This window comes from Streptomyces sp. BE303 (assembly GCF_036290945.1).
GTDB lineage: Bacteria > Actinomycetota > Actinomycetes > Streptomycetales > Streptomycetaceae > Kitasatospora.
In genome coordinates, this window is the sequence record NZ_JAQYWZ010000301.1 from 13,605 (window position 1) to 35,696 (window position 22,092).

Sequence of the window (22,092 nt, forward strand, 5' to 3'; positions counted from 1 at the left end):
CGTAACAAATGGCAGTGCTAGAGCCGCTCCGGCCCGAACGCGTCGGGCAGGACCTCACTCATCGGGCGCACCCCGGACGGCAGCTCGATCAGCAGCTCCGGCCCGCCGTGCTCGTACAGCAGCTGGCGGCAGCGCCCGCACGGCATCAGCAGCTCGCCGGCCCCGTCCACGCAGGTGAACGCGGTCAGCCGGCCGCCTCCGCCGGCGTGCAGCGCGGAGACCAGACCGCACTCGGCGCAGAGGCCGATCCCGTACGAGGCGTTCTCGACGTTGCAGCCGGTGACCACCCGGCCGTCGTCCACCAGGGCGGCCGCGCCGACCGGGAACCTGCTGTACGGGGCGTAGGCGTGGGTCATCGCCTCGCGCGCCGCCTCGCGGAGCGCCTCCCAGTCGACCGTCGCGGCCGCGGCCGTCACTTGCCCTGGCCCTTGCGGTAGATCTGGCCGTCGGCCTTCGGCGGGCGCAGCCGCTGCGAGGCCAGCGAGAGCACCACCAGGGTGATGACGTACGGCGTCGCCACGATCAGCGGACGCTGCACCTCCTCAGTGGTGAAGTACCAGGTGAAGAGGCCACCGGCGACCACGAAGGTGATCAGCGCGGCCGGGATCTTGCGGCGGTACAGGTTCCAGAGCGCCAGCAGCACCATCGCGATGGCGACCACCAGGATCAGCACGTGCACCGACTCCGGGTCACGCAGCTGGAGGCTGTCGGTGAAGCCGAACAGGCCCGCGCCCATGGCGAGACCGCCCGGCATCCAGTTGCCGAAGATCATCGCCGCGAGGCCGATGAAGCCACGGCCGTTGGTCTGGCCGTCCTTGTAGAAGTGCGCCGCGACCAGCGAGAGGTACGCGCCGCCGAGGCCCGCGAAGGCGCCGGAGGTGATGACCGCGAGGTACTTGTACTTGTAGACGTTGACGCCCAGCGACTCCGCAGCGGTCGGGTTCTCGCCGCAGGAACGCAGCCGCAGGCCGAACACGGTGCGCCAGAGCGCGAAGTAGCTGACCACGATCAGCGCGCCGGCCAGCAGCACGACCACCGAGATGTTGGTGACCAGACCGCCGAGCACGCCGGCCACGTCGGAGACCAGGAACCAGTGGTGGGTCTCGATGTCCTTCAGGCCGGACGAGAGGCCGGGGATCGTGATGTACGGCAGCGGATCGGCCGGCGGGGACTGGTTCGCGCCGGCACCGGCGGAGATGTAGTCCTTGTAGTAGATCCGGTTGACGTACGCGCAGATGCCGGGGATCAGCAGGTTGACGCCGACGCCGGAGACGATGTGGTCGACGCCGAACGTCACGGTGATGACGGCGTGGAGCAGACCGCCCAGCGCACCGCCGAGCATGCCGGCCACCAGGCCGAACCACGGGCTGACCAGGTAGCCGCCCCAGGCGCCGGCGAAGGTGCCGGCGACCATCATGCCTTCGAGGCCGATGTTGACCACGCCGGCCCGCTCGGACCAGAGACCGCCGAGGCCCGCCATGCCGATCGGCACGGCGGCGCTGAGCGCGGCGGTGACCTGACCGGAGGAGGTCAGCGAGTGGTTGTCGGTGATCATGCCGACGGCCGAGAAGAGGACCAGGGCGCCCGCGATCAGCAGCAGCACCACCGGCCAGGACATCTTGCGCTTCTTGGCGGGAGCGCCCGGCGCCTTCGCCCGGGCTGCGGTGGCCGTGCTCATGCGGACACCTCCTTCTTCTCGTTGGCCGCGGCGGCCTGGGCGGCGAGTTCGGCGCCGACCTTCTGCTGCTGGCGCTTGAGGCCGTAGCGACGCACCAGCTCGTAGGCGACGACGACGCAGATGACGATGGTGCCCTGCATGACCGGGACGATCTCGAACGGGAAGCCGCCCTGGAGCGGCAGCTGGGAGCCGGTGGCGTCCAGGAAGGCGAAGAGCAGGGCCGCGAAGGCCATGCCGATCGGGCTGTTGCGGCCGAGCAGCGCGACCGAGATGCCCAGGAAGCCGAGGCCGCCCTGGAAGCTCTGGCCGTAGTTGTACGAGTTCTGCAGCAGCTCGGGCAGACCGATCAGACCGGCCAGCGCACCGGAGACCGCCATGGAGATGACGACCATGCGCTTGACGTTCACGCCGGACGCGGTCGCCGCGGACTCCGAGCGGCCGGTGGCGCGCAGGTCGAAGCCGAAGCGGGTCCGGGTCAGGGTGAACTGGAAGGCCACGCCGACCAGGATCGCGATGAAGAGGAAGCCGTAGAGCGGGCCGCCGTCGGTGTTGATCGCGAAGAAGTGGCTGGACTCCGAGACCGGGGCGGTCTGGATCGAGTTGCTGGTGCCGCTCTTCTCCGGCGCGAAGATGCCGGGGACGAGCAGCAGGCCGACGATGGCGACCGCGATGGCGTTCAGCATGATGGTCGAGATGACCTCGCTGACGCCGCGGAGGACCTTCAGCAGACCGGCGATGCTCGCGTACAGGCCGCCGACCAGCATGGCGGTGATCAGCAGCAGCGGGATCTGGATGAACGACGGCAGGTCGAGCCGGCTGCCGACGAAGGCGGCGAACAGCGCGGCCACCTTGTACTGGCCCTCGACGCCGATGTTGAAGAGGTTCATCCGGAAGCCGAAGGCGGCGGCCGCGGCGGCCAGGTAGTACGTGGTGGACCGGTTGAGGATGGCCACCTGGCCGTCCGACTTGGTGGCGTACGTGATCATCACGTTCCAGGCGTCGAACGGGTTCTTGCCCGAGGTCGCCAGGAGGACGGAACAGATCACGACGGAGAGCAGCACGGCGAGCACCGGCGCTGCGAGGGCGAGCACGATCTTCTCGCCGCTGATCCGCTGCGCCAGCGAACGCTTGGCTGCGGGGTTGGGACTGGTCATGTGGCTACTCCCCCGCCTGCTGGTCGTCGGCGGTGTCGGTGGGGGTGTCGTCCCCGGCGGTGACGGACGGGGCGTCGTCCCCGGCGGCGGGCTCGGCCTCGGTGCCCTCGACCCGGGTCGCCTGGAACTCCTCGACGGCCTCGGGCTCGGACTCGATGTGGCCGCGGGCCGCACCGGTCATCGCGGTGCCGAGGTCCTCGGCGGTGACGGTGGCCGGGTCCGCGTCGGCGACCAGCCGGCCGCGGTAGATCACCCGGATGGTGTCGGAGAGCCCGATCAGCTCGTCCAGGTCGGCGGAGATCAGCAGGACCGCGAGGCCCTCGCGCTGCGCGACCCGGATGTGCTCCCAGATCTGCGCCTGCGCGCCGACGTCCACACCGCGGGTGGGGTGGGCGGCGATCAGCAGCTTGGGCCGGTGGCTCATCTCGCGGCCGATGATCAGCTTCTGCTGGTTGCCGCCGGAGAGGGAGGCCGCGGTGACCTCGATGCCGGGGGTGCGGACGTCGTACTCCTCGACGATCCGCGCGGTGTCCCTGCGGGCACCGGCGGGGTCGAGCAGGACGCCCTTGGAGTTCGGGGCCTCGGTGACGTGGCCGAGGATCCGGTTCTCCCAGAGCGGGGCCTCCAGCAGCAGGCCGTGCCGGTGGCGGTCCTCGGGGATGTAGCCGATGCCGGCCTGGCGGCGGGCCCGGGTGAGGGTGCCGGAGAGGTCCTTGCCGTCGAGGGTGACGGCGCCTGCGTCGAGCGGCAGCATGCCCATGACGGCCTCGACCAGTTCGGCCTGGCCGTTGCCCTCGACACCGGCGATGCCGAGGATCTCGCCCTTGTGGATGCGCAGCGAGATGTCGTCCAGGACCACGCGCTCGATGCCCTCGGCGTCGGTCTTGGCGATCCGCAGGCCCGCGACGTCCAGCATCACGTCGGTGGTGACGGTGGACTCGCGGCTCTCCGGGGAGGGCAGCTCGGAGCCGACCATCAGCTCGGCCAGCTGGCGGGCGCTGACGCTCTTCGGGTCCGCGTCGCCGACGGTGGTGCCGCGGCGGATGACGCTGATCGCGTCCGCCACCGAGAGCACCTCGTGCAGCTTGTGCGAGATGAAGATGACGGTGACGCCCTCGGACTTGAGCTCGCGCAGGTTGTCGAAGAGCGCGTCGACCTCCTGCGGGACGAGCACCGCGGTGGGCTCGTCGAGGATGAGGATCTTGGCGCCGCGGTAGAGCACCTTGAGGATCTCGACGCGCTGGCGGTCGGCCACGCCGAGGTCCTCGACCAGGGTGTCCGGGCGCACGCCCAGGCCGTACTGGTCGGAGATCTCCTTGATCTTCGCCTTGGCCTTGGCACCGATGCCGAACAGGTGCTCGCCGCCGAGGACGACGTTCTCCCAGACGGTGAGGTTGTCGGCGAGCATGAAGTGCTGGTGCACCATGCCGATGCCGCGCGCGATGGCCTCGCCCGGGGTGTTGAACTCGCACAGCTCACCGTTGATCGCGATGGTGCCCTCGTCCGGCTTCTGCATGCCGTAGAGGATCTTCATCAGCGTCGACTTGCCGGCGCCGTTCTCGCCCATGAGGGCGTGCACGGTACCGGTGCGGACGGTGAGGTTGATGTCGTGGTTGGCCACGACACCGGGGAAGCGCTTGGTGATGCCGCGCAGTTCGACGGCCGGTGTCGCCGTCCCCGCGCTGGGGGTACCGCCCGTGTGCGGGGCGGGGTCGGATGCGGTGATGGCGATCTCCTGGTGGTCTGGAGGCGCGTCGTTGCGCTGGAGGGCCAAAAGCGAAAAGCGGTGGAGGGACGGGACGGGGCCCGGGGGTACGCACTGAGCGCACCCTTCCGGGCCCCTCCCTGATGTTGCGTCCATCATGGCGCTGCCGGGCAGGCGGCAGCGGCAGCGACGTCCGGTCGAACCCCTACTTGGTGGGGTCGGTCGGGACGGTGGTGGCGCCGCTCTTGATGGCGTTGCCGGCCTCGTCGAGCTTGGCCTTGATGTCGTCGATCTTGTTGCCGGTGGTGGCCAGCGAGACACCGTCGGCCTTGAGGTCGAAGTTCTTCACGCCGGTGAAGGGGGTGCCCTTCTTGATCGACTCGACGTAGGAGAAGACGGCCTTGTCGACGTTCTTCACCATCGACGTGAGGATGCTGTTCTTGTACTTCGCCAGGGCCGGCTGGGCGGCCTGGTCGGAGTCGACGCCGATGGCCAGGGCGTTGGCGTTGGCAGCGGCCTCGATCGCACCGTTGCCGGAGGAGCCGGCGGCGGTGTAGATGACGTCGGCCTTCTTGTCGAGCTGGCCCTGGGCGGCCTCCTTGCCCTTGTCGGGCGAGGCGAAGCCGGAGAAGTCCGGGGGCGTGGTGAGGTAGGTGACCTCGACCGGCATGTTCGGGTCGACGGACTTGACGCCCGCGCGGTAGCCCGCCTCGAACTTCTTGATCAGCTCGGTCTGCACGCCGCCGATGAAGCCGACGTGCTTGTTCTTCGACTTGAGCGCGGCGGCCACACCGGCCAGGTACGAGCCCTCCTGCTCGGAGAACGTCAGCGAGGTGACGTTGCTCGGCTGGGTCTCGGAGGCCGAGTCGATGATCGCGAACTTGGTGTTCGGGTTCTCCTTGGCGATCTTCTCGACCGCAGCCTGGTACACGAAACCGACCGCGATGATCGGGTTGTAGCCGGCGGTGACCAGGTTCTTGAGCCGGGTCTCCTTGTCGGCCTCGGCCTCGCCGGTCTTGGCGTCGGCCTCGGTCACAGCGACGCCGAGCTCGTTCTTGGCCTTGTCCAGGCCGCGCGCGGCGGAGTCGTTGAACGACTGGTCGCCACGGCCACCGATGTCGTAGGCCATGCCGACCTTCAGGCCGCCGTCGGCGGAGCCGGAAGAGGCGGCGGTGTCGTTGCTCTTTGCGCCGCAAGCGGCGAGCGAGGCGATGCCCAGGGAACCCGAGAGCACAACCGCGGCGAGCTTAGTAGAACGGCGCAAGGGAGTATCTCCTTCTCACACGCACCCGATTAGCGTGGTCGGACGCCACCGTAACGCGCGTAGAACACGGTTGGGTTACGGGCCGCCGGAGCATTCGGGTTGTTATCAAACCGTGGTCTCACGGCCCTCCCGACGCCCCTTTTCCGTGCAGGAACGGCGGTCGGAACTGGCGCAGCCCAGTGTACGTAACCGTAAATAAAGCCTGTATTGCGACAAACCGGACACTCATGGTGAGTGTCCGGTTTACGACCGCCGAAAGGGCCCTCAGAGGACCTCGGAGCCTTCCCCGGGCTCCGTGTCCGGATCCAGTGCCAGCGCCGCGAACAGCTCCACACCGATCGCGATCGCGCGCTCGTCCACGTCGAATCTGCCCTGGTGCAGGTCACGGACGGCGGTGTCGCCGGGGGTGCGGACGCCGAGCCGGGCCAGCGCACCCGGAGCGTGCTCCAGGTACCAGGAGAAGTCCTCGCCGCCGAGCGACTGCTCGGTGTCCTCCACCACCTGGCGGCCGGAGCGGCCGAAACGCGCTGTCATGGCCTCCTCCAGCAGGGCCACCGAGACCGCCTCGTTGACCACCGGCGGGACACCCCGGTGGTAGTCCAGCGTCCACTTGGCCCGGTACGTCTCGGCGAGCCTGGCGATCAGCTCGTGCAGCAGCTCCGGCGCATCCCGCCAGCCGGCCAGCTCCAGGCAGCGGACGGTGCCCTCCAGCTCCGCGTGCTGCGGGATCACGTTGGGCGCGGAGCCGGCGGCGATCCGGCCCCAGACCAGCGAGACGCCCCAGCGCGGGTCCATCCGGCGGGCCAGCAGGGTCGGGAGGTCGGCCGCCATCCGGGCGATCGCGGTGACCAGGTCCGTGGTCAGGTGCGGGCGGGCGGTGTGGCCGCCGGGACCGTCCAGGCTCAGGACCAGGCGGTCGCAGGCCGAGGTGATCGCCCCGACCCGCAGCCCGACCCGGCCCACCTCCACCTTCGGGTCGCAGTGCACCGCGAAGATCCGCTCGACGCCGTCCATCCCGCCGGCCGCGATCACGTCCAGCGCACCGCCGGGCATGACCTCCTCGGCGGGCTGGAAGACCAGCCGGACCGGACGGCGCAGCTCGCCGGTGCGGGCCGCCTCGGCCAGCACCAGCGCGGTGCCCAGCACCACCGAGGTGTGCACGTCGTGGCCGCAGGCGTGGGCCCGGCCGGGCGCGGTCGAACGGTAGGGGACGTCGGTCTTGGCGTCGTCGATCGGCAGGGCGTCGATGTCGGCACGGAAGGCCAGGAAGCCGGCCCCGCGCGGTGCGGACTCGGGAACGACGTCGACGAGCATTCCGGTGCCGCCCGGGAGGATCCGGGGGGCGAGGCCCGCGGCGACCAGGCGGTCGCGCAGCAGGCCGGTGGTACGGAACTCCTGGCGGCCCAGCTCCGGGTGCCGGTGCAGGTCCCGCCGGAAGGCGATCAGCTCGGGCTCCAGCCCGCTCACCCGGTCACGGAGACCGGCGGCGGGACGGGCAGCGGTGAGGGTGACGGCCGACTGGGCGGACTCACGACGGTTCATCTCAACAAGGGTAGGCCCGTTGGGGGGATTTGGCCCGACTTCCGGAAAAGAAGTCCCCGGATGGGCGCATACCGGCCGAGCAGGTGGGTATGACATCTTATTTCAGCCGCCTTCCCCAGGTTCCTGCCCAGTGCAACGACCGTCGGCGATCAAGGTCACGCCCCTCCCACCAGGGGAATTGACGATGGCTCGGAATCGCACGGCGGCACCGACGGTCCGGCCCCGCACCACTCAGAACCGCTCGACCGGGGCGTAGCCGCCCCAGACCTCGCGCAGCGCGTCGCAGACCTCGCCCACGGTGGCCCGGGCGGCCAGCGCCTCCCGCATCGGGTACAGCACGTTGTCCGGCCCCCCGGCCGTCCGGCACAGCGCGGCCAGCGAGCGGTCCACCGCCGACCGGTCCCGCGCCGCCCGCACCCGGGCCAGCCGCGCCACCTGCCGCCGGCCGGCCTCCGGGTCCACCCTGAGCGGCCGGTACGGCTCCTCGGACGCCAGCCGGAACCGGTTGACCCCGACCACCGTCCGCTCCCCCGCCTCGGTCTCCCGCTGGATCCGGTAGGCGTTCCGCTCGATCTCCGTCTTCTGGTACCCGGCCTCGATCGCGGCCACCGCGCCGCCGAGTTCCTCGACCCGGGCCATCAGCACGAGCACGGCCTCCTCCGTCGCGTCGGTCAGCGCCTCCACGGCGTACGAGCCGGCGAACGGGTCGACGGTGGCGGTCACGTCGGTCTCGTACGCGAGCACCTGCTGGGTGCGCAGGGCGAGCCGGGCCGCCTTCTCGGTGGGCAGCGCGATCGCCTCGTCGAAGGAGTTGGTGTGCAGCGACTGGGTGCCGCCGAGCACCGCCGCGAGGGCCTGCACCGCGACCCGGACCAGGTTGACCTCGGGCTGCTGGGCGGTCAGCTGCACCCCGGCGGTCTGGGTGTGGAAGCGCAGCATCTGCGAGCGGGGGTCCCGGGCACCGAACTCGTTGCGCATCACCCGGGCCCAGATCCGGCGGGCCGCGCGGAACTTCGCGACCTCCTCCAGCAGCGTGGTCCGGGCCACGAAGAAGAAGGAGAGCCGGGGCGCGAAGTCGTCCACCGCCAGACCCGCCGCCCGTGCGGCGCGCACGTACGCGATGCCGTCGGCCAGGGTGAAGGCGACCTCCTGCGCGGGCGTCGCCCCGGCCTCGGCCATGTGGTAGCCGGAGATCGAGATGGTGTTCCAGCGCGGGATCTCGGCCCGGCAGTACCGGAGGACGTCCGCGACCAGCCGCAGCGAGGGCCGCGGCGGGAAGATGTAGGTGCCGCGGGCGATGTACTCCTTGAGCACGTCGTTCTGCACGGTGCCGGTGAGCCGGGCCGGCGGCACCCCCCGGGCCTCGCCGACCAGCTGGTAGAGCAGGAGCAGCAGGGCGGCCGGTGCGTTGATGGTCATCGAGGTGGAGACCTCGCCGAGCGGGATGCCCTCGAACAGGTCGGCCACGTCCTCGACGCTGTCCACCGCGACGCCGACCCGGCCGACCTCCCCGGCGGCGAGCGGGGCGTCCGAGTCGTAACCCATCTGGGTCGGCAGGTCGAAGGCGACCGAGAGGCCGGTGGAGCCGCCGGCGATCAGCTGCCGGTAGCGGGCGTTGGACTCGGCCGCCGTGCCGAAGCCGGCGTACTGGCGCATCGTCCAGAGCCGGCCCGTGTACATCGACGGGTGGACGCCCCGGGTGTACGGGTACGCGCCCGGCCGGCCCAGCCGCTCGGCCGGGTCCCGGCCGGCCCGGGCCTCGGGGCCGTAGAGCGGCGCGATCGGGAGGCCCGACTCGGTGCGGCGCGGTTCGGGCGGCGGTTCGGGGGTCATGGTGTCCTCCGCGGTGTTCGGCCGGACGGTCCCCTCCCCTCGCAATGTAACGCCGGCGGCCCGGGGGCGAGCGGCCTTGAGATGATCGGCTGAACCGACCGGATATCTCAGGAGTGGCAATGACCGAGCAGAAGGTGGCCGTCGTCACCGGCGCGAGCAGCGGGATCGGCGCGGCAACCGCCCGCCGGCTCGCGGCCGAGGGCTTCGACGTGGTGCTGACCGCCCGCCGGACCGACCGGATCGAGCAGCTGGCCAAGGAGATCGGTGGGCGTGCCCACACCCTGGACGTGACCGACCGGGCCGCCGTGGACGCCTTCGCGGCCGGGATCGGCCGGGTGGACGTCCTGGTGAACAACGCCGGCGGGGCGATCGGGGCCGAGCCGGTGGAGTCGGGCGACCCGGCGGACTGGCTGGCCATGTACCAGGTGAACGTGCTCGGCGTGCTGCACGTGACGCAGGCGCTGCTGCCGGCCCTGCGGGCGAGCGGCGACGGCACCATCCTCGTCCTCTCCTCCACCGCGGCGCTGGCCGCGTACGAGGGCGGCGGCGGCTACGTGGCGGCCAAGCACGCGGCGCACACCATCGCCGCGACGCTCCGGCTGGAGCTGTGCGGGGAGCCGGTCCGGGTGATCGAGATCGCCCCGGGCATGGTCAAGTCCGAGGGCTTCGCCGTCACCCGGTTCCGCGGCGACGAGGAGAAGGCCGCCTCCGTGTACGCGGGCGTCGCCGAGCCGCTGACCTCGGAGGACGTCGCCGACACCGTGGCCTGGGCGGTCACCCGGCCGTCCCACGTCAACATCGACCTGCTGGTGGTCCGCCCGCGCGCCCAGGCCGCCAACCACAAGGTGCACCGGGAGCTCTGACCCCTCCCCCGGCCGCCGGGCCGCCACGGTGCGGCCCGGCCCATGGCGGCGTTCAGCCCGTTCGCATGCGTTCGATCCTTTCGGCACCGGCCTTCCGGGGCCGACACCCCGGGGGTGCGCACCGGGGCTGTCACCCGACAGTGGTACATACGTGCGATGACGAATTATCGGGCCGCCCGCCCGCGCTTTCTGCTGGCCGCGGTCGCTGCCGGCACCCTTCTCCTCACCACGGCGTGCGGCGGGGACCAGAAGCCCGCCCAGGACCAGGCCGCCACCACCCCGCCGACGGCCGCCACCACAGCCGCCGGGACGCCGACGCCCACCCCGACCGCGAAGCCGACCGGCGCCGCCGACCCCGCGCTCAAGCCGTTCTACGGCCAGCAGATCAGCTGGGCCGCCTGCGCCCCGGACGCCGAGGCGGCCGAGGCGAAGATCGACACGTCCCTGATGAAGTGCGGCAAGCTGCACGTCCCGCTCGACTACGCCGACCCGGCGGGCGAGGCCCTCGACCTCGCGCTGATCAAGCTGCCCGCCGGCAAGCAGGACCAGCGGATCGGCTCGCTGATGGTCAACCCCGGCGGCCCGGGCGGCTCCGGCGTGGAGATGGTCAAGTTCGGCGCCGAGCAGTTCGACGGCACCCTGCACAACCGCTTCGACGTGATCGGGTTCGACCCGCGCGGCACCGGCGGCAGCTCCCCGGTGGTCTGCCTGGACGACAAGCAGCGCGACGCGCTCAACGCGCAGGACGACCCGCTCGACCCGCAGGAGGCGAAGGCCCTGTCGGACAAGCAGGAGGCCGAGTACATCGCCGCCTGCCAGGCCAAGTCCGGCAAGCTGCTGCCCTTCGTCGGCACCCGCAGCACCGCGCGCGACCTGGACGTGCTGCGCGCCGCCGTCGGCGACCAGAAGCTCAACTACCTGGGCATCTCCTACGGCACCTACCTCGGCGCGCTCTACGCGGAGGAGTTCCCCGGGAACACCGGCCGGCTGATCCTCGACGCCGCCGTCGACCCCGCCCAGGAGAGCCTCGACAGCAGCGTCAACCAGATCATCGGCTTCGCGAAGTCCTTCGAGCGCTTCGCCGTCGACTGCGTCGAGAACCACGCCGACGAGTGCGCGCTGGGCAAGTCCTCCGCCAAGGCCGCCAAGAAGGCCGCCGACTTCCTCGACGGGCTGCGCGACAAGCCGCTGCCCACCAAGGACGGCCGCAAGGTCGGCAGCGGCCTCGCCTGGACCGGCGTCACGCAGATGCTCTACGGCGACGAGAAGACCTACTGGCCGTACCTGCGGCTCGCCTTCGCCGAGGCGATGCAGGCCCGCCAGGGCAACGTCCTGCTCGCTTCCGCCGACGAGTCCAACGGCCGGGACGACCAGGGCCACTACGACCCCAGCGAGGCGGCCCTGGTCGCCGTCCGCTGCGCCGACGGCGCCTCCTCGGCCCCGACGCCCGAGCAGGCCCAGGCGGCCGTGGCGAAGCTCCGGCAGGAGGCCCCGCTGCTCACCAAGGACGTCACCGCGGAGGACTTCACCGAGGGCTCCTGCACCGGCTGGCCGTTCAGGTCGCCCGAGAAGCCGCACACCGTCCGGGCCGAGGGCAGCGCGCCGATCCTGGTCGTCGGCTCCACCGGGGACCCGGCCACCCCGTACGCCGCCGCCGAGTCGCTGGCCAAGGGCTTCGCCAACGCCACCCTGCTGACCCGGGTCGGCGAGGGCCACGGCGCCTTCGGCAAGGGCAACGGCTGCATCGACGCGGCCTACGCCGCCTACCTCACCGAGGGAACGCTCCCGGCCGCCGGGACCAGGTGTTCCTGACGCGTTGCCGGGCGCCGTGCGGAGCGACCCCGTGGAACGCGGTGCTGACGGAAGGGACACGGGGGACGGCACGTCGTAGCAGATGAAGATGGGGAGGGTGCTGACACCGAGGTGTCAACGTCACAACTTGATAGCTCGTTCGGATGAAATCCGCGTGCGCTCTCCCCAACTGATGACCGCTCAACTACCTTTGAGTCGCTGACGGAGGGGCGTTGGACGCCGCCCCGCAGCCTCATACTTCACCTGACTTCACCACCACTTCACCGGCCCCTTCCCGCCCTCACGAGGAGGACCCGCTGGCCAGCGACATTCCGTCACAGCGGCTCGACCCCCGGACCGAGCCGACCCTCCTCGGACTGCACCGCTTCAACGAGGCCGACGCCGGCGCCGCCGAAGAGGCCCTGCTGGCCTGCTGCGGCAGCCACCGGTGGGCCCTCAGGCTCACCGCGCACCGGCCCTACCCCGACATAGAGTCCCTGCTGGCCGCCGCCAGCGAGGCCTCGTACGACCTGCGCCCGGCCGACCTGGCCGAGGCGCTGGCGGACGAGAGCTGGATGCCGCAGCCGCTCCTCGGCATGCGCGCACCCGGCAGCCAGGCGGCGCACACCGCGCTCCGGGCGGCCCACGCCGCCTACGAGGCCAGGTTCGGCCACGTCTTCGTGGTCTGCCTGGAGAACGTCGTCCCCGAGGAGATGCTCGACACCGTCCTCAGCTCGATCCGCACCCGGCTCGCCAACGACCGGGACGAGGAGCGTCTGGTGGCGTCCGACGAACTGCGCCGGATCGCCCTCACCCGCCTGGAACACCTGGTCGCCACCCACTCCGGGGCCTCGGCCCGCTGAGCCGCCCGTCCGGCCGCACCGTCCCACCCGGGCGGTGCGGCCGGACCGGGCGGCCCGGTCGTCCTCCGGGCGGCTCAGCCCTTCTGGGCCGCCCGCAGCTTGGCCACCTGCTGGCCGACGACCCGCCCGTCCGGCTCGGGGGCCGGAGCCGGGCCCACGCCGACCGTGCTGAACACCACCAGCGCCGGACCGACCCGCGCCAGCACCGCACGCTGAGCGAGCACCACCGAGCCCGATTCATTCGTGAGGGTGAATCCGGTCACGGCGTCGGCTCCCCCGGGCGTGGGCGTGTCGTTCCGGCTCAGCCGGTGCCGGGTCCGCACCTCCTTGCGTCCCTTCTCCGCCGGCGGCGGCGGCGCCGTCGAGGTGAAGTCCGCACACGGACCGAACAGGCCCCCCAGCTCCGCCTGCAGCCGGGCCGCCCGGTCGCCCCGGTAGCCGAGCAGCCCCCCGTAGACGCTCCCCTCCGGGTCCGCGGCCCGCGCCACGCCCAGGTCCGTCTCCGCGTACGGCGCCGCCGGGCCGGGCGGGGCCGAGGCCGCGCCGGCCGCCACCGCCGGGGTCACCGCGTCCAGCAGCGGCTGGCACACCGGAAGGTCGGCGACCTCCCGCCCGCCCCCCGAGCCGGTCTCGCCGTGACCCGGCGTCATCACCGTGACCGTGTAGCCGGGGCCGAGGTCGGCGTCGGTCACCACGGCCGCGCGCAGCTCGGCCGCCGACAGCTCCCGGCCCGGGCCGCCGCCCCGGGCCCGGTCGGCGGAGCCGTCCACGGTGGCGCAGCCGGTGGCGAGGAGCAGGGCGCCGAGCACCAGGCCGGACAGCGGGCGGGTCGAGGGCCTGAGCGATAGGCGGGGCGAACGGCGGAGCGGGAGACGGGGCGGCGGAACGGGCGAGGGGCGGGGAGGGGAGGGCAGCACGGGGGCCTCGGCAGGGTGTCGGCGGCAGGGTTCGGGGGGTGCGCACGGTAGCGCGCCCGAACCATCACTTTCCGTAACAACCGACGCCCGGGTTCCCGCCCGACTAGGCCAGTCGTGCCTGATTGATCACACCTCGGGCCCCCGGAGGCGGTTCCCGACACGGCGTCGATAGGATGCTCGCGGCCGGTGGACCGTACCCGGCCGGGCTGACCGACACCGAAGCCGGCCGAGCCCCCAATCGCTTCCGGAGGGTTTTTCCGTGCCGGCTGGAACGCTGTACCGCGGCCGGGAAGGCATGTGGAGCTGGGTGGCTCATCGAGTCACCGGCGTCCTCATCTTCTTCTTCCTGTTTGCACATGTCCTGGACACCGCACTGGTGCGCGTGTCCCCCGAGGCGTACGACACCGTCATTCAGACGTACAAGACGCCACTCGTGAACCTGATGGAGTACGGCCTGGTGGCCGCCATCCTGTTCCACGCCCTGAACGGCCTGCGGGTCGTTGCCGTCGACTTCTGGTCGAAGGGCCCGAAGTACCAGAGGCAGATGCTCTGGTCCGTGGTCGGGGTCTGGGTCGTCCTGATGGCCGGCGCCTTCTACCCGATCCTGCAGCACACGCTGACCTCCTGGTTCGGGAAGTGATCTGAGACATGTCCACGGAAATCTCCGACGCCCTGGTGGTCCCCTCCGCCCAGGCGCACACCGGCAAGGGTCTCGGCACGGGCAACCCCGCCGACGACTTCGTGATCGAGCCGGCGCGCCAGCGGACGAAGAAGACCCCGCGCCGCACCCGTACCAACTTCGAGATGCTGGCCTGGCTCTTCATGCGCCTGTCCGGCATCGTCCTCGTGGTGCTGATCCTCGGCCACCTGCTGATCATGCTGGTGCTCGACGGCGGCGTCTCCAAGATCGGCTTCGCCTTCGTGGCCGGCCGCTGGGCCTCGCCGTTCTGGCAGGGCTGGGACCTCCTGATGCTCTGGCTGGCCATGCTCCACGGCTCCAACGGCATGCGGACGGTCATCAACGACTACGCCGAGAAGGACTCCACCCGGCTCTGGCTGAAGGGCCTCATGGGCGCCGCCACGGTCTTCACCGTGTTGCTCGGCACCCTGGTGATCTTCACTTTCGACCCGAACATCTAATCGGCAATCGGCAGAGGCCAGAGGCGAGTTAGAACCCCCATGCAGATTCACCAGTACGACACCGTCATCGTCGGCGCCGGCGGCGCCGGCATGCGCGCGGCCATCGAGTCGACCCAGCGCAGCCGCACCGCGGTGCTCACCAAGCTCTACCCCACCCGGTCCCACACCGGCGCGGCCCAGGGCGGCATGTGCGCCGCCCTCGCCAACGTCGAGGAGGACAACTGGGAGTGGCACACCTTCGACACGGTCAAGGGTGGTGACTACCTGGTCGACCAGGACGCCGCCGAGATCATGTGCAAGGAGGCCATCGACGCCGTCCTCGACCTGGAGAAGATGGGTCTCCCCTTCTCCCGCACCGAGCAGGGCCGGATCGACCAGCGCCGCTTCGGCGGCCACTCCCGCAACCACGGCGAGGCCCCGGTCCGCCGCTCGTGCTACGCGGCCGACCGCACCGGTCACATGATCCTCCAGACGCTGTTCCAGAACTGCGTCAAGCACGGCGTCGAGTTCTTCAACGAGTTCTACGTCCTCGACCTGCTGCTCAACGAGGGCAAGACCGCCGGCGTCGTCGCCTACGAGCTGGCCACCGGCGAGATCCACGTCTTCCAGGCCAAGTCGGTCGTCTTCGCCTCCGGCGGCACCGGCAAGTTCTTCAAGGTCTCCTCCAACGCCCACACCCTCACCGGTGACGGCCAGGCCCTGGTCTACCGCCGCGGCCTGCCGCTGGAGGACATGGAGTTCTTCCAGTTCCACCCGACGGGCATCTGGCGCATGGGCATCCTGCTCACCGAGGGCGCCCGCGGCGAGGGCGGCATCCTGCGCAACAAGGACGGCGAGCGCTTCATGGAGCGCTACGCCCCCGTCATGAAGGACCTCGCGTCCCGTGACGTCTGCTCCCGCGCGATCTACACCGAGATCCGCGAAGGCCGCGGCTGCGGTCCGGACGGCGACCACGTCTACCTGGACCTCACCCACCTGCCGCCGGAGCAGCTGGACGCCAAGCTCCCGGACATCACCGAGTTCGCGCGCACCTACCTCGGCATCGAGCCCTACACGGACCCGATCCCGATCCAGCCGACCGCGCACTACGCCATGGGCGGCATCCCGACCAACGTCGAGGGCGAGGTGCTGCGCAACAACACCGACGTGGTCCCCGGCCTGTACGCGGCCGGCGAGGTCGCCTGCGTGTCCGTGCACGGCGCCAACCGCCTGGGCACCAACTCGCTGCTGGACATCAACGTCTTCGGCAAGCGCGCCGGCATCGCCGCCGCCGACTACGCGCAGACGGTGGGCTACACCGAGCTGCCCGAGAACCCGGCCGAGAAGGTCCAGGCCCTGGTCGACAACCTGCGCGAGTCCACCGGCACCGAGTCCGTGGCGGTGATCCGCAAGGAGCTGCAGGAGACCATGGACACCAACGCGATGGTCTACCGCACCGGTGCCACCCTCAAGCAGGCGGTCGAGGACATCGCCGCGCTGCGCGAGCGGTACAAGAACGTCGCGATCCAGGACAAGGGCTTCCGTTACAACACGGACCTGCTGGAGGCCGTCGAGCTGGGCAACCTGCTCGACCTGGCCGAGGTCCTGGCCGTCTCCGCGCTCGCCCGCGAGGAGTCGCGCGGCGGTCACTACCGCGAGGACTTCCCGACCCGTGACGACGTGAAGTTCATGCAGCACACCATGGCGTACCAGGAGGTTGCCGCGGACGGCACCACCTCCATCCGCCTCGACTACAAGCCGGTCGTCACGACCCGCTACCAGCCGATGGAGCGTAAGTACTGATGAGCACTCCGACCGTGGAGAAGCACTCGGCCGCTCTGGACGCGGCCGAGAGCGGGGCCGTCAAGCTGATCACCGTCACTTTCCGGATCCGCCGGTTCAACCCGGAGGAGCACCCGGACCCGGTGTGGGTCGACTACCAGCTGGAGATGGACCCGAAGGAGCGCGTCCTGGACGCGCTCAACAAGATCAAGTGGGAGCAGGACGGCACCCTCACCTACCGCCGTTCCTGCGCCCACGGCATCTGCGGCTCCGACGCGATGCGGATCAACGGCCGCAACCGGCTGGCGTGCAAGACCCTGGTCAAGGACGTCAACCCGGAGAAGCCGATCACGATCGAGGCCATCAAGGGCCTGACGGTCCTCAAGGACCTGATCGTGGACATGGACCCGTTCTTCCAGGCGTACAAGGACGTCATGCCGTTCCTCATCACCAAGGGGAACGACCCGACCCGCGAGCGCCTGCAGTCCGCCGAGGACCGCGAGCGGTTCGACGACACCACCAAGTGCATCCTGTGCGCCGCGTGCACGTCGTCCTGCCCGGTCTTCTGGAACGACGGCCAGTACTTCGGTCCGGCCGCGATCGTCAACGCGCACCGCTTCATCTTCGACTCGCGCGACGAGGGTGCGGAGCAGCGGCTGGAGATCCTGAACGACCGTGAGGGCGTCTGGCGCTGCCGGACCACCTTCAACTGTTCGGAGGCCTGCCCGCGTGGCATCGAGGTCACCAAGGCGATCCAGGAAGTGAAGCGGGCGCTGGTCACCCGTCGCTTCTGATCCCCGCTCCCTGACGAAGGCCCCGTCCGATCTCACGATCGGACGGGGCCTTCGCCGTACCCGGAGAAGGCTCAGCGCAGCACGCCGAGGTCCTTCGGGGCGGTCCAGCCGCTGTAGGTCACGAGGTGACGGTCGGCGGTGACGGCCCAGAGGTCGGCGGTGCCGTTCCCGTCGAGGTCGCCGGAGCTGCCCAGGGTCGGGTAGGCGTCCACGGTGAAGCCGGTGGCGACCACGCCGGCCGACGGGTCGGCGAGGGCGGAGAAGTCGAGGGTGCCGTCGGCCTTCTTCGGGATCGCGTAGGCGTGCAGTGCTCCGTCGGCCCGCTCACGCGCCCACAGCACGAGACCTCCGGAGGCGTCGGGGCCGGGGGTCACCAGGTCGTAGCCGGCCCAGAGGCCACCGGTGGTGAGTCGCTCGGCGTCGTTGAAGCTCCCCCCGCCGGGGAAGGGCGTGGCCACCCAGAGATCGCCGGCCTGCATCCTGAGCAGGCCCGACCCGGCCGGGCCGGTGGTGCCGATCCGACCGGGCAGCACGAGGTCCTGGACGCCGTCCCAGCCGACCGGGTAGCCCGGCGCGCAGGGGCCGGGGTTGGCGCACCACCGCGGCCAGTCGACGTAGCCGGTGCCGGAGCGGCTGAACTCCCCGGTGCCGTAGACGTTCCGGAGCAGGTAGACGCTGCCGGGCCCGCCGACCTCCCGGACGAGCAGGTCGTCGGCCGTGGAGTAGTTCCGGTCGCGGTGCGACACCTGGTAGTTGTTCCAGTTCTTGACCGACCCCGGGGCGAGGTCGGCCGGGAGGACGGAGGACGGCGTGGTGTCGGTCGCCCGGCCGCTGATGATCTGCAGGTTGCCTGCGGTGTCCGGCAGCAGGATGTCCGGGACGGCGTCCCCGTCCACGTCGCCGACGGCGCTGGGCTTCGGCCGCGGGTCCGAGGGGGCGTAGAAGTGGTAGCCGGTGTGGAAGCTGCTGTTGCCGGCGTTGTCCACCGCCTTGACGTACAGGACGTTGGTGCCCCACTCCCTCACCTTGACGTTGAGCGTGACGGTGCCGCCCGGGCCGGGCTTCACGCTGGCGCCGCTGTCGCAGCCGCCGGACATCAGGAGGCTGTCGTTGAAGGCGTAGCGGTAGCAGGCCAGGCCCGAGGCCTCGCCCCCGCCGGCGGGGGCCGGGTCGGTGCCGCTGATGACGAAGGCGGCGGTCTCTCCCGCGTACTTGCCGGGCGTCTGACCGGAGCCGAGCGGCGGGAAGTCCGGGGAGGAGACGGTGGGCTGGGCGCTGGTCAGGTCCACCTTGAAGTGGCAGTCAGGGGACGCCGCCGAGATCTTGTGGCCCTGGAGGGCGCGGGCGTTCCAGGCGTAGCCGTGGCCGTCCACCAGGCCGGGGACGAGGGTGGTCGCCTCCTTGCTCCAGGCGGAGGCCTCGCGGACGGCGCTGAAGACGGCGGCGCCGTCCGCGGTGAGGTCCCGGACCGAGAAGCGGGCGGAGAGGGTGCCCGCGGTGTCCGAGGCGACGGTCGCCCTGAGCGTCGGGCCGTCGGTGGTCCGCCCGATCCAGCCGGGTGCGGTGGTGGCGTCGCAGGCGTCGGTGACGACGCCCTCGGAAACGTTCCCGGGCCGCGGGGACGCGGTGGTCCCGGTGACCCGGAGGCCGGTCTCGGCCGCGCCGGCGGTCGGCGCGGCGAGCAGACCTGCCGCCACGGCGACGGCAGCCGCCCCGCCGAGCCGACGGAGGTGCGCAGGCTTCATGGAGTACCCCACCCTTGGTGCGATGAAGGACGCGAAAGAAGATTCGATCGCGATCGAGCGGTGGGGATACTTCCAGCCTGCCGGACCGTCAGGCAACCGGGTATCGCGTCAGCCGGCGCCCGGCTCCCGCCGGGCGGCCCGCAGGCCGCGGACGCCGACCGCGCCGACGGCGACGCCGAGTGCGAAGGAGGTCACGGCGAGCAGCAGGTGGATCCAGAAGAAGGCGGTGGGCTGCCCGTGGTCGCCGTCGACGAAGGCCTGGCCGCCGGAGTCCTTCCAGAGGTTCTTGACGAAGGTCGTTGAATGGAAGCCACCTAGGAGAATCGGAAGCTTCCCCGCCGGTCAGCCGAACAGGGGCGGGTCACATACTGGAGGGAACGCCTCCCCTCATGAAGGACATCCCCGTGAAGCTCACCCGCCCCGTCTCCTGGTTCCTCGCAGCATTCGGCGTGTGGTCTTGGGTGATCTGGTCAACCTTCGCCAAGAACCTCTGGAAGGACTCCGGCGGGCAGGCGTTCGTGAACGGCGACCACTCCCAGCCGACTGCCTTCTTCTGGGTCCACCTGCTCCTCGCCATCACCTCGTTCCTCCTCGGTACGGCCGTCGGCGTCATCGGCCTCCGGGGCATTCTCGCGGCCCGCCGCGCCGAGAAGTAGGCGGAGTCCTTCGCCAGGAACGGCGGCCCCGCCCATGCGCTTTGGGGCAGCGCAGGGACGGGGCCGTTCTGGCTCAGCCTCGGACCGGCACCGGGGTCTCCGGGCTGTCCAGCCACACCGTGTGGCCGTCCAGGGTCACCGTGAGCCCGAACCGGTCGAAGCCAGGTCGGCCCTGGTCATCCCACCAGCGCCAGGCGGCCTCCACCTCGTCCCATAGGTTCCGGGGGCCGGACTGGTACACCTCGTACTCCGCGCGGTCCCGCTCATAGTCGGCGGAGGCCCACGACCGGGCGTCCCGGCTGTAGAGCCACAGCGTGTACGCGCCGTTGTCGTAGCGCTCCGCCCGCCAGAACGTCCCGGGCACAGCCGCCCCGATGACGAACAGCTCGAACCACCCACCTGTGTCTGGAGGGGCCAGGGCGGTGGTGCTTCTCTCGGCGTCGGCAGGCCATTCCTGACCACGTAGGTAGTCCTCGAAGGGCGGCCGGTCGGTGCGCTGCTGGCGCAGCCGCATGAACGCCGAACTCCGGGTGAACCTGCCGCTCGCGCTGGTCCCGTCGTCGTTCACGGTCAGCCGGACGATCTGCTCGCCGCCGTACTCGGTGCCAAACGGGGCGAGGATGGCCCCGCCGGGCGCCGTCTGTTCCAGCCACGCCGGAGGGATCTCCAGCAAGGAGCACGTGGCGATGATCCGATCGTAGGGAGCGCCCTCCGGCCAGCCCTGCCGTCCGTCGCCCTCGATCACAGTCGGCTCAAGTCCGGCCCGATCAAGGTTCTCCCGTGCGCCACGGATAACGTCCGCGTCGTACTCGACGGTGACCACGTTGGGGCTGCCCAGGCGGTGGGCCAGCAGGCCCGCGTTCCACCCCGTGCCGGCTCCGACCTCCAGCACCCTGTCACCGGGGCGCACGTCGAGATCTCGGAGCATCGAGAACACCATCGTGGGCATGGAGTTGGACGAACTGGGGGTGGTACCGAGCCCGTCACCCGCGTGGTCCCCGTCGTCCCACTGCGTGGTCAGCGGGATGTCCGAGTAGACCGCCCTTCGCCACGCTTCGGGGTCCTGCGACCGGCGCACCACGGGGTTCTGCTTCGTGCCGTCCGCGATGCCCGGCCAGATGCGATCCGGAACGAACAGCTCACGGGGCACGGCCCTGAAAGACGGAAGCCAGTCCGAGGAAAGCGCGCCGCTGGCCACCAGCGCGGAGGCGAGCCCCTGAGGGCCCGCCTCCTTGCGCGTCTCGCCGGTCACTTGCCGCCCGCCGGGGACGAGCCGTCCGAGGTGTTGCCGCCCTCGTCGGACCCGCCACCCCCGTGCCCGGAGCCCTTGTTGCTGTCGTCCTGCTGCTTGCCACCCTTGCCGTCGCCGGTGCCGCCGCCGTGCTTCCCCATCTCAGTACCTCCGTGCCGTTGGGCCCAACCGGCGCTCGCCCGCTGGGTCGTACGACCCGTCCCGGCCGATTCCTTCCCCAGGTGACCAGGACGGGGGTCTTCTGGGCGCGTCAGCGCCTCGGGTGGTTCGCCTCACGGACCCGGGCCAGCAGCACCGCCCGGCGCTGCCGCTCCTCCGGCGTCAGGGACGCAGCAGAGTGTTCCTCCAGAGTGAGAACCGGGCGGGGCCCGGCAGGCCGCTCTCGGGGCCAAGGATGGGCCATGATCCAAGCGAACGGGTCTACGGGCTCTGAGCCCTCCGTGGGGCCCTCAGGGGGCACCTGAACGCCGTCCCGGTCATCACTCATCCGGGTCTGCCTCCTGGTTCAAGCACTCCCAGTCGCCTGCGTGCTGCTGCCGCCACCGGCCCAGGTGCCTGGCAATGGTCGGGTTCTTGTCGGCCGGGTACTGCGCTTCGATCTCGTCGAAGTAGGCACACCCCGGGCACTCTGTGCTGACGGCCCGCGCGGGGGCTTCAGGAAGCATCCTCACGGCGCACACCCCTTGGTGCACTCCGCAATGTGCTTGTCCCGGGGCTTCTGAATGTCGCGCATGGCATCCATGTCCTGAAGCTCTGCGGGGGCCTCAGCGAACACGGCGGCCATGCGAGCGAACGACCGGCCCACCGGGCACACTGCGGGGGCTTCAGAGGCCACCCCCGGCCGCATCACGAGGCCCCCTTGTCGGGACAGTTGTCCGTGCCGCAGGTGCAGGCGGGCCACTCCCGCAGGATGCCGCCAACCGTCACCCGGGCCGACACCTCAGCGTCGTAGTCGTCAAGCGGGTTGAAGGTCCCCTTCGCTTGGCGACGCGCCGCCCTGTACTCAGGCAGCGTGCTTCCGCTACCCGTCTTGGCCGTCATTGGTCGCTCCTCCCGCCGAGTTGCCCCCAAGATCCGGCAACCGCCCGGGACGGTGAAACCTCGCGCAAAGGACACTTCTGAACGTCCCTCGCG

Annotated in this window: 20 protein-coding genes and 1 pseudogene; 8 read left to right on the forward strand and 13 right to left on the reverse strand. The window is 70.9% G+C overall.

Annotated elements, in window-relative coordinates:
• Window positions 1–17: 17 nt before the first annotated feature.
• The 7 genes from PUR56_RS02930 to PUR56_RS02960 form a co-directional block, all read right to left on the reverse strand.
• On the reverse strand, window positions 18–416 hold the full coding sequence (locus tag PUR56_RS02930) for a cytidine deaminase (protein ID WP_329947721.1): 399 nt from the start codon (window positions 414–416) through the stop codon (window positions 18–20).
• Window positions 413–1,678 carry an ABC transporter permease gene (locus PUR56_RS02935; RefSeq protein WP_329885302.1) on the reverse strand — a complete coding sequence of 422 codons (1,266 nt, stop codon included), beginning with the start codon at window positions 1,676–1,678 and terminating at the stop codon, window positions 413–415. Before PUR56_RS02935 ends, PUR56_RS02930 begins: the two co-directional genes overlap by 4 nt.
• The gene (locus PUR56_RS02940) at window positions 1,675–2,832 is read right to left on the reverse strand and encodes an ABC transporter permease (RefSeq protein ID WP_329885303.1); all 1,158 of its coding nucleotides are present in this window, start codon (window positions 2,830–2,832) and stop codon (window positions 1,675–1,677) included. Before PUR56_RS02940 ends, PUR56_RS02935 begins: the two co-directional genes overlap by 4 nt.
• Window positions 2,833–2,836: 4 nt before the next feature.
• On the reverse strand, window positions 2,837–4,693 hold the full coding sequence (locus PUR56_RS02945) for an ABC transporter ATP-binding protein (protein WP_380358636.1): 1,857 nt from the start codon (window positions 4,691–4,693) through the stop codon (window positions 2,837–2,839).
• Between the two features lie 49 nt (window positions 4,694–4,742).
• A complete protein-coding gene (locus tag PUR56_RS02950) occupies window positions 4,743–5,801 on the reverse strand; it encodes a BMP family lipoprotein (RefSeq protein ID WP_329885304.1) in 1,059 nt (352 codons plus the stop codon).
• Window positions 5,802–6,065: 264 nt separating this feature from the next.
• A complete protein-coding gene (locus PUR56_RS02955; RefSeq protein ID WP_329947722.1) occupies window positions 6,066–7,343 on the reverse strand; it encodes an amidohydrolase in 1,278 nt (425 codons plus the stop codon).
• Between the two features lie 231 nt (window positions 7,344–7,574).
• The gene (locus PUR56_RS02960) at window positions 7,575–9,176 is read right to left on the reverse strand and encodes an acyl-CoA mutase large subunit family protein (protein ID WP_329947723.1); all 1,602 of its coding nucleotides are present in this window, start codon (window positions 9,174–9,176) and stop codon (window positions 7,575–7,577) included.
• A 119-nt stretch (window positions 9,177–9,295) separates the two neighbouring features.
• Here PUR56_RS02960 and PUR56_RS02965 point away from each other — a divergent pair, with 119 nt between their 5' ends.
• From PUR56_RS02965 to PUR56_RS02975, 3 genes are all read left to right on the forward strand, one after another.
• The gene (locus tag PUR56_RS02965; protein ID WP_329885307.1) at window positions 9,296–10,039 is read left to right on the forward strand and encodes an SDR family oxidoreductase; all 744 of its coding nucleotides are present in this window, start codon (window positions 9,296–9,298) and stop codon (window positions 10,037–10,039) included.
• 156 nt (window positions 10,040–10,195) lie between these two features.
• Entirely contained in the window at window positions 10,196–11,851 is a 1,656-nt protein-coding gene (locus PUR56_RS02970) for an alpha/beta hydrolase (RefSeq protein WP_329947724.1), read from the forward strand.
• Window positions 11,852–12,147: 296 nt separating this feature from the next.
• Window positions 12,148–12,693: a 2-oxo-4-hydroxy-4-carboxy-5-ureidoimidazoline decarboxylase gene (locus PUR56_RS02975; RefSeq protein WP_380358639.1), complete on the forward strand. Its 546-nt coding sequence runs from the start codon at window positions 12,148–12,150 to the stop codon at window positions 12,691–12,693.
• A 74-nt stretch (window positions 12,694–12,767) separates the two neighbouring features.
• Here the strand turns inward: PUR56_RS02975 and PUR56_RS02980 are convergent, their stop codons facing one another.
• Window positions 12,768–13,502: a hypothetical protein gene (locus PUR56_RS02980; protein ID WP_329947725.1), complete on the reverse strand. Its 735-nt coding sequence runs from the start codon at window positions 13,500–13,502 to the stop codon at window positions 12,768–12,770.
• Window positions 13,503–13,869: 367 nt separating this feature from the next.
• Between PUR56_RS02980 and sdhC the strand changes: the two genes are divergently transcribed.
• The 4 genes from sdhC to PUR56_RS03000 are packed head-to-tail and all read left to right on the forward strand — an operon-like array spanning window position 13,870 to window position 17,305.
• Window positions 13,870–14,250: a succinate dehydrogenase, cytochrome b556 subunit gene (gene sdhC, locus PUR56_RS02985; RefSeq protein ID WP_329885310.1), complete on the forward strand. Its 381-nt coding sequence runs from the start codon at window positions 13,870–13,872 to the stop codon at window positions 14,248–14,250.
• Window positions 14,251–14,258: 8 nt separating this feature from the next.
• Window positions 14,259–14,750 (forward strand): succinate dehydrogenase hydrophobic membrane anchor subunit, encoded by a 492-nt coding sequence (locus PUR56_RS02990; protein ID WP_329885311.1) that lies wholly within the window; start codon window positions 14,259–14,261, stop codon window positions 14,748–14,750.
• 39 nt (window positions 14,751–14,789) lie between these two features.
• A complete protein-coding gene (gene sdhA, locus PUR56_RS02995) occupies window positions 14,790–16,532 on the forward strand; it encodes a succinate dehydrogenase flavoprotein subunit (protein ID WP_329885312.1) in 1,743 nt (580 codons plus the stop codon).
• The gene (locus PUR56_RS03000; RefSeq protein WP_329885313.1) at window positions 16,532–17,305 is read left to right on the forward strand and encodes a succinate dehydrogenase iron-sulfur subunit; all 774 of its coding nucleotides are present in this window, start codon (window positions 16,532–16,534) and stop codon (window positions 17,303–17,305) included. Before sdhA ends, PUR56_RS03000 begins: the two co-directional genes overlap by 1 nt.
• A gap of 71 nt (window positions 17,306–17,376) precedes the next feature.
• On the opposite strand, the gene PUR56_RS03005 is transcribed toward PUR56_RS03000, so the two are convergent.
• Together PUR56_RS03005 and PUR56_RS03010 are read right to left on the reverse strand one after the other, a co-directional pair.
• A complete protein-coding gene (locus PUR56_RS03005; protein ID WP_329947726.1) occupies window positions 17,377–19,050 on the reverse strand; it encodes a hypothetical protein in 1,674 nt (557 codons plus the stop codon).
• A gap of 108 nt (window positions 19,051–19,158) precedes the next feature.
• Window positions 19,159–19,347 (reverse strand): annotated as a pseudogene (locus PUR56_RS03010) (SCO4848 family membrane protein); the annotation flags it as partial.
• A 107-nt stretch (window positions 19,348–19,454) separates the two neighbouring features.
• Here PUR56_RS03010 and PUR56_RS03015 point away from each other — a divergent pair.
• A complete protein-coding gene (locus PUR56_RS03015) occupies window positions 19,455–19,706 on the forward strand; it encodes an SCO4848 family membrane protein (protein ID WP_329947749.1) in 252 nt (83 codons plus the stop codon).
• Window positions 19,707–19,779: 73 nt separating this feature from the next.
• Here the strand turns inward: PUR56_RS03015 and PUR56_RS03020 are convergent, their stop codons facing one another.
• From PUR56_RS03020 to PUR56_RS03030, 3 genes are all read right to left on the reverse strand, one after another.
• Window positions 19,780–20,958: a methyltransferase domain-containing protein gene (locus tag PUR56_RS03020; RefSeq protein WP_329947727.1), complete on the reverse strand. Its 1,179-nt coding sequence runs from the start codon at window positions 20,956–20,958 to the stop codon at window positions 19,780–19,782.
• Complete coding sequence (locus tag PUR56_RS03025; protein WP_329947728.1) at window positions 20,955–21,098, reverse strand: hypothetical protein; 144 nt, start codon at window positions 21,096–21,098, stop codon at window positions 20,955–20,957. The genes PUR56_RS03020 and PUR56_RS03025 overlap by 4 nt, the downstream gene beginning before the upstream one ends.
• A 706-nt stretch (window positions 21,099–21,804) precedes the next feature.
• On the reverse strand, window positions 21,805–21,999 hold the full coding sequence (locus PUR56_RS03030; protein ID WP_329947729.1) for a hypothetical protein: 195 nt from the start codon (window positions 21,997–21,999) through the stop codon (window positions 21,805–21,807).
• Window positions 22,000–22,092: the final 93 nt, after the last annotated feature.

Coding starts and splice junctions, on each gene's coding strand:
- PUR56_RS02935 (WP_329885302.1), bottom strand. CDS start 1,678: ATGAGCACGGCCACCGCAGCCCGGGCGAAGGCGCCGGGCGCTCCCGCC.
- PUR56_RS02970 (WP_329947724.1), top strand. CDS start 10,196: ATGACGAATTATCGGGCCGCCCGCCCGCGCTTTCTGCTGGCCGCGGTC.
- PUR56_RS03005 (WP_329947726.1), bottom strand. CDS start 19,050: ATGAAGCCTGCGCACCTCCGTCGGCTCGGCGGGGCGGCTGCCGTCGCC.
- PUR56_RS02990 (WP_329885311.1), top strand. CDS start 14,259: ATGTCCACGGAAATCTCCGACGCCCTGGTGGTCCCCTCCGCCCAGGCG.
- PUR56_RS02945 (WP_380358636.1), bottom strand. CDS start 4,693: ATGGACGCAACATCAGGGAGGGGCCCGGAAGGGTGCGCTCAGTGCGTA.
- PUR56_RS02955 (WP_329947722.1), bottom strand. CDS start 7,343: ATGAACCGTCGTGAGTCCGCCCAGTCGGCCGTCACCCTCACCGCTGCC.
- PUR56_RS02940 (WP_329885303.1), bottom strand. CDS start 2,832: ATGACCAGTCCCAACCCCGCAGCCAAGCGTTCGCTGGCGCAGCGGATC.
- PUR56_RS03025 (WP_329947728.1), bottom strand. CDS start 21,098: ATGGGGAAGCACGGCGGCGGCACCGGCGACGGCAAGGGTGGCAAGCAG.
- PUR56_RS03030 (WP_329947729.1), bottom strand. CDS start 21,999: ATGACGGCCAAGACGGGTAGCGGAAGCACGCTGCCTGAGTACAGGGCG.
- PUR56_RS03000 (WP_329885313.1), top strand. CDS start 16,532: ATGAGCACTCCGACCGTGGAGAAGCACTCGGCCGCTCTGGACGCGGCC.
- PUR56_RS02960 (WP_329947723.1), bottom strand. CDS start 9,176: ATGACCCCCGAACCGCCGCCCGAACCGCGCCGCACCGAGTCGGGCCTC.
- sdhA (WP_329885312.1), top strand. CDS start 14,790: ATGCAGATTCACCAGTACGACACCGTCATCGTCGGCGCCGGCGGCGCC.
- PUR56_RS02965 (WP_329885307.1), top strand. CDS start 9,296: ATGACCGAGCAGAAGGTGGCCGTCGTCACCGGCGCGAGCAGCGGGATC.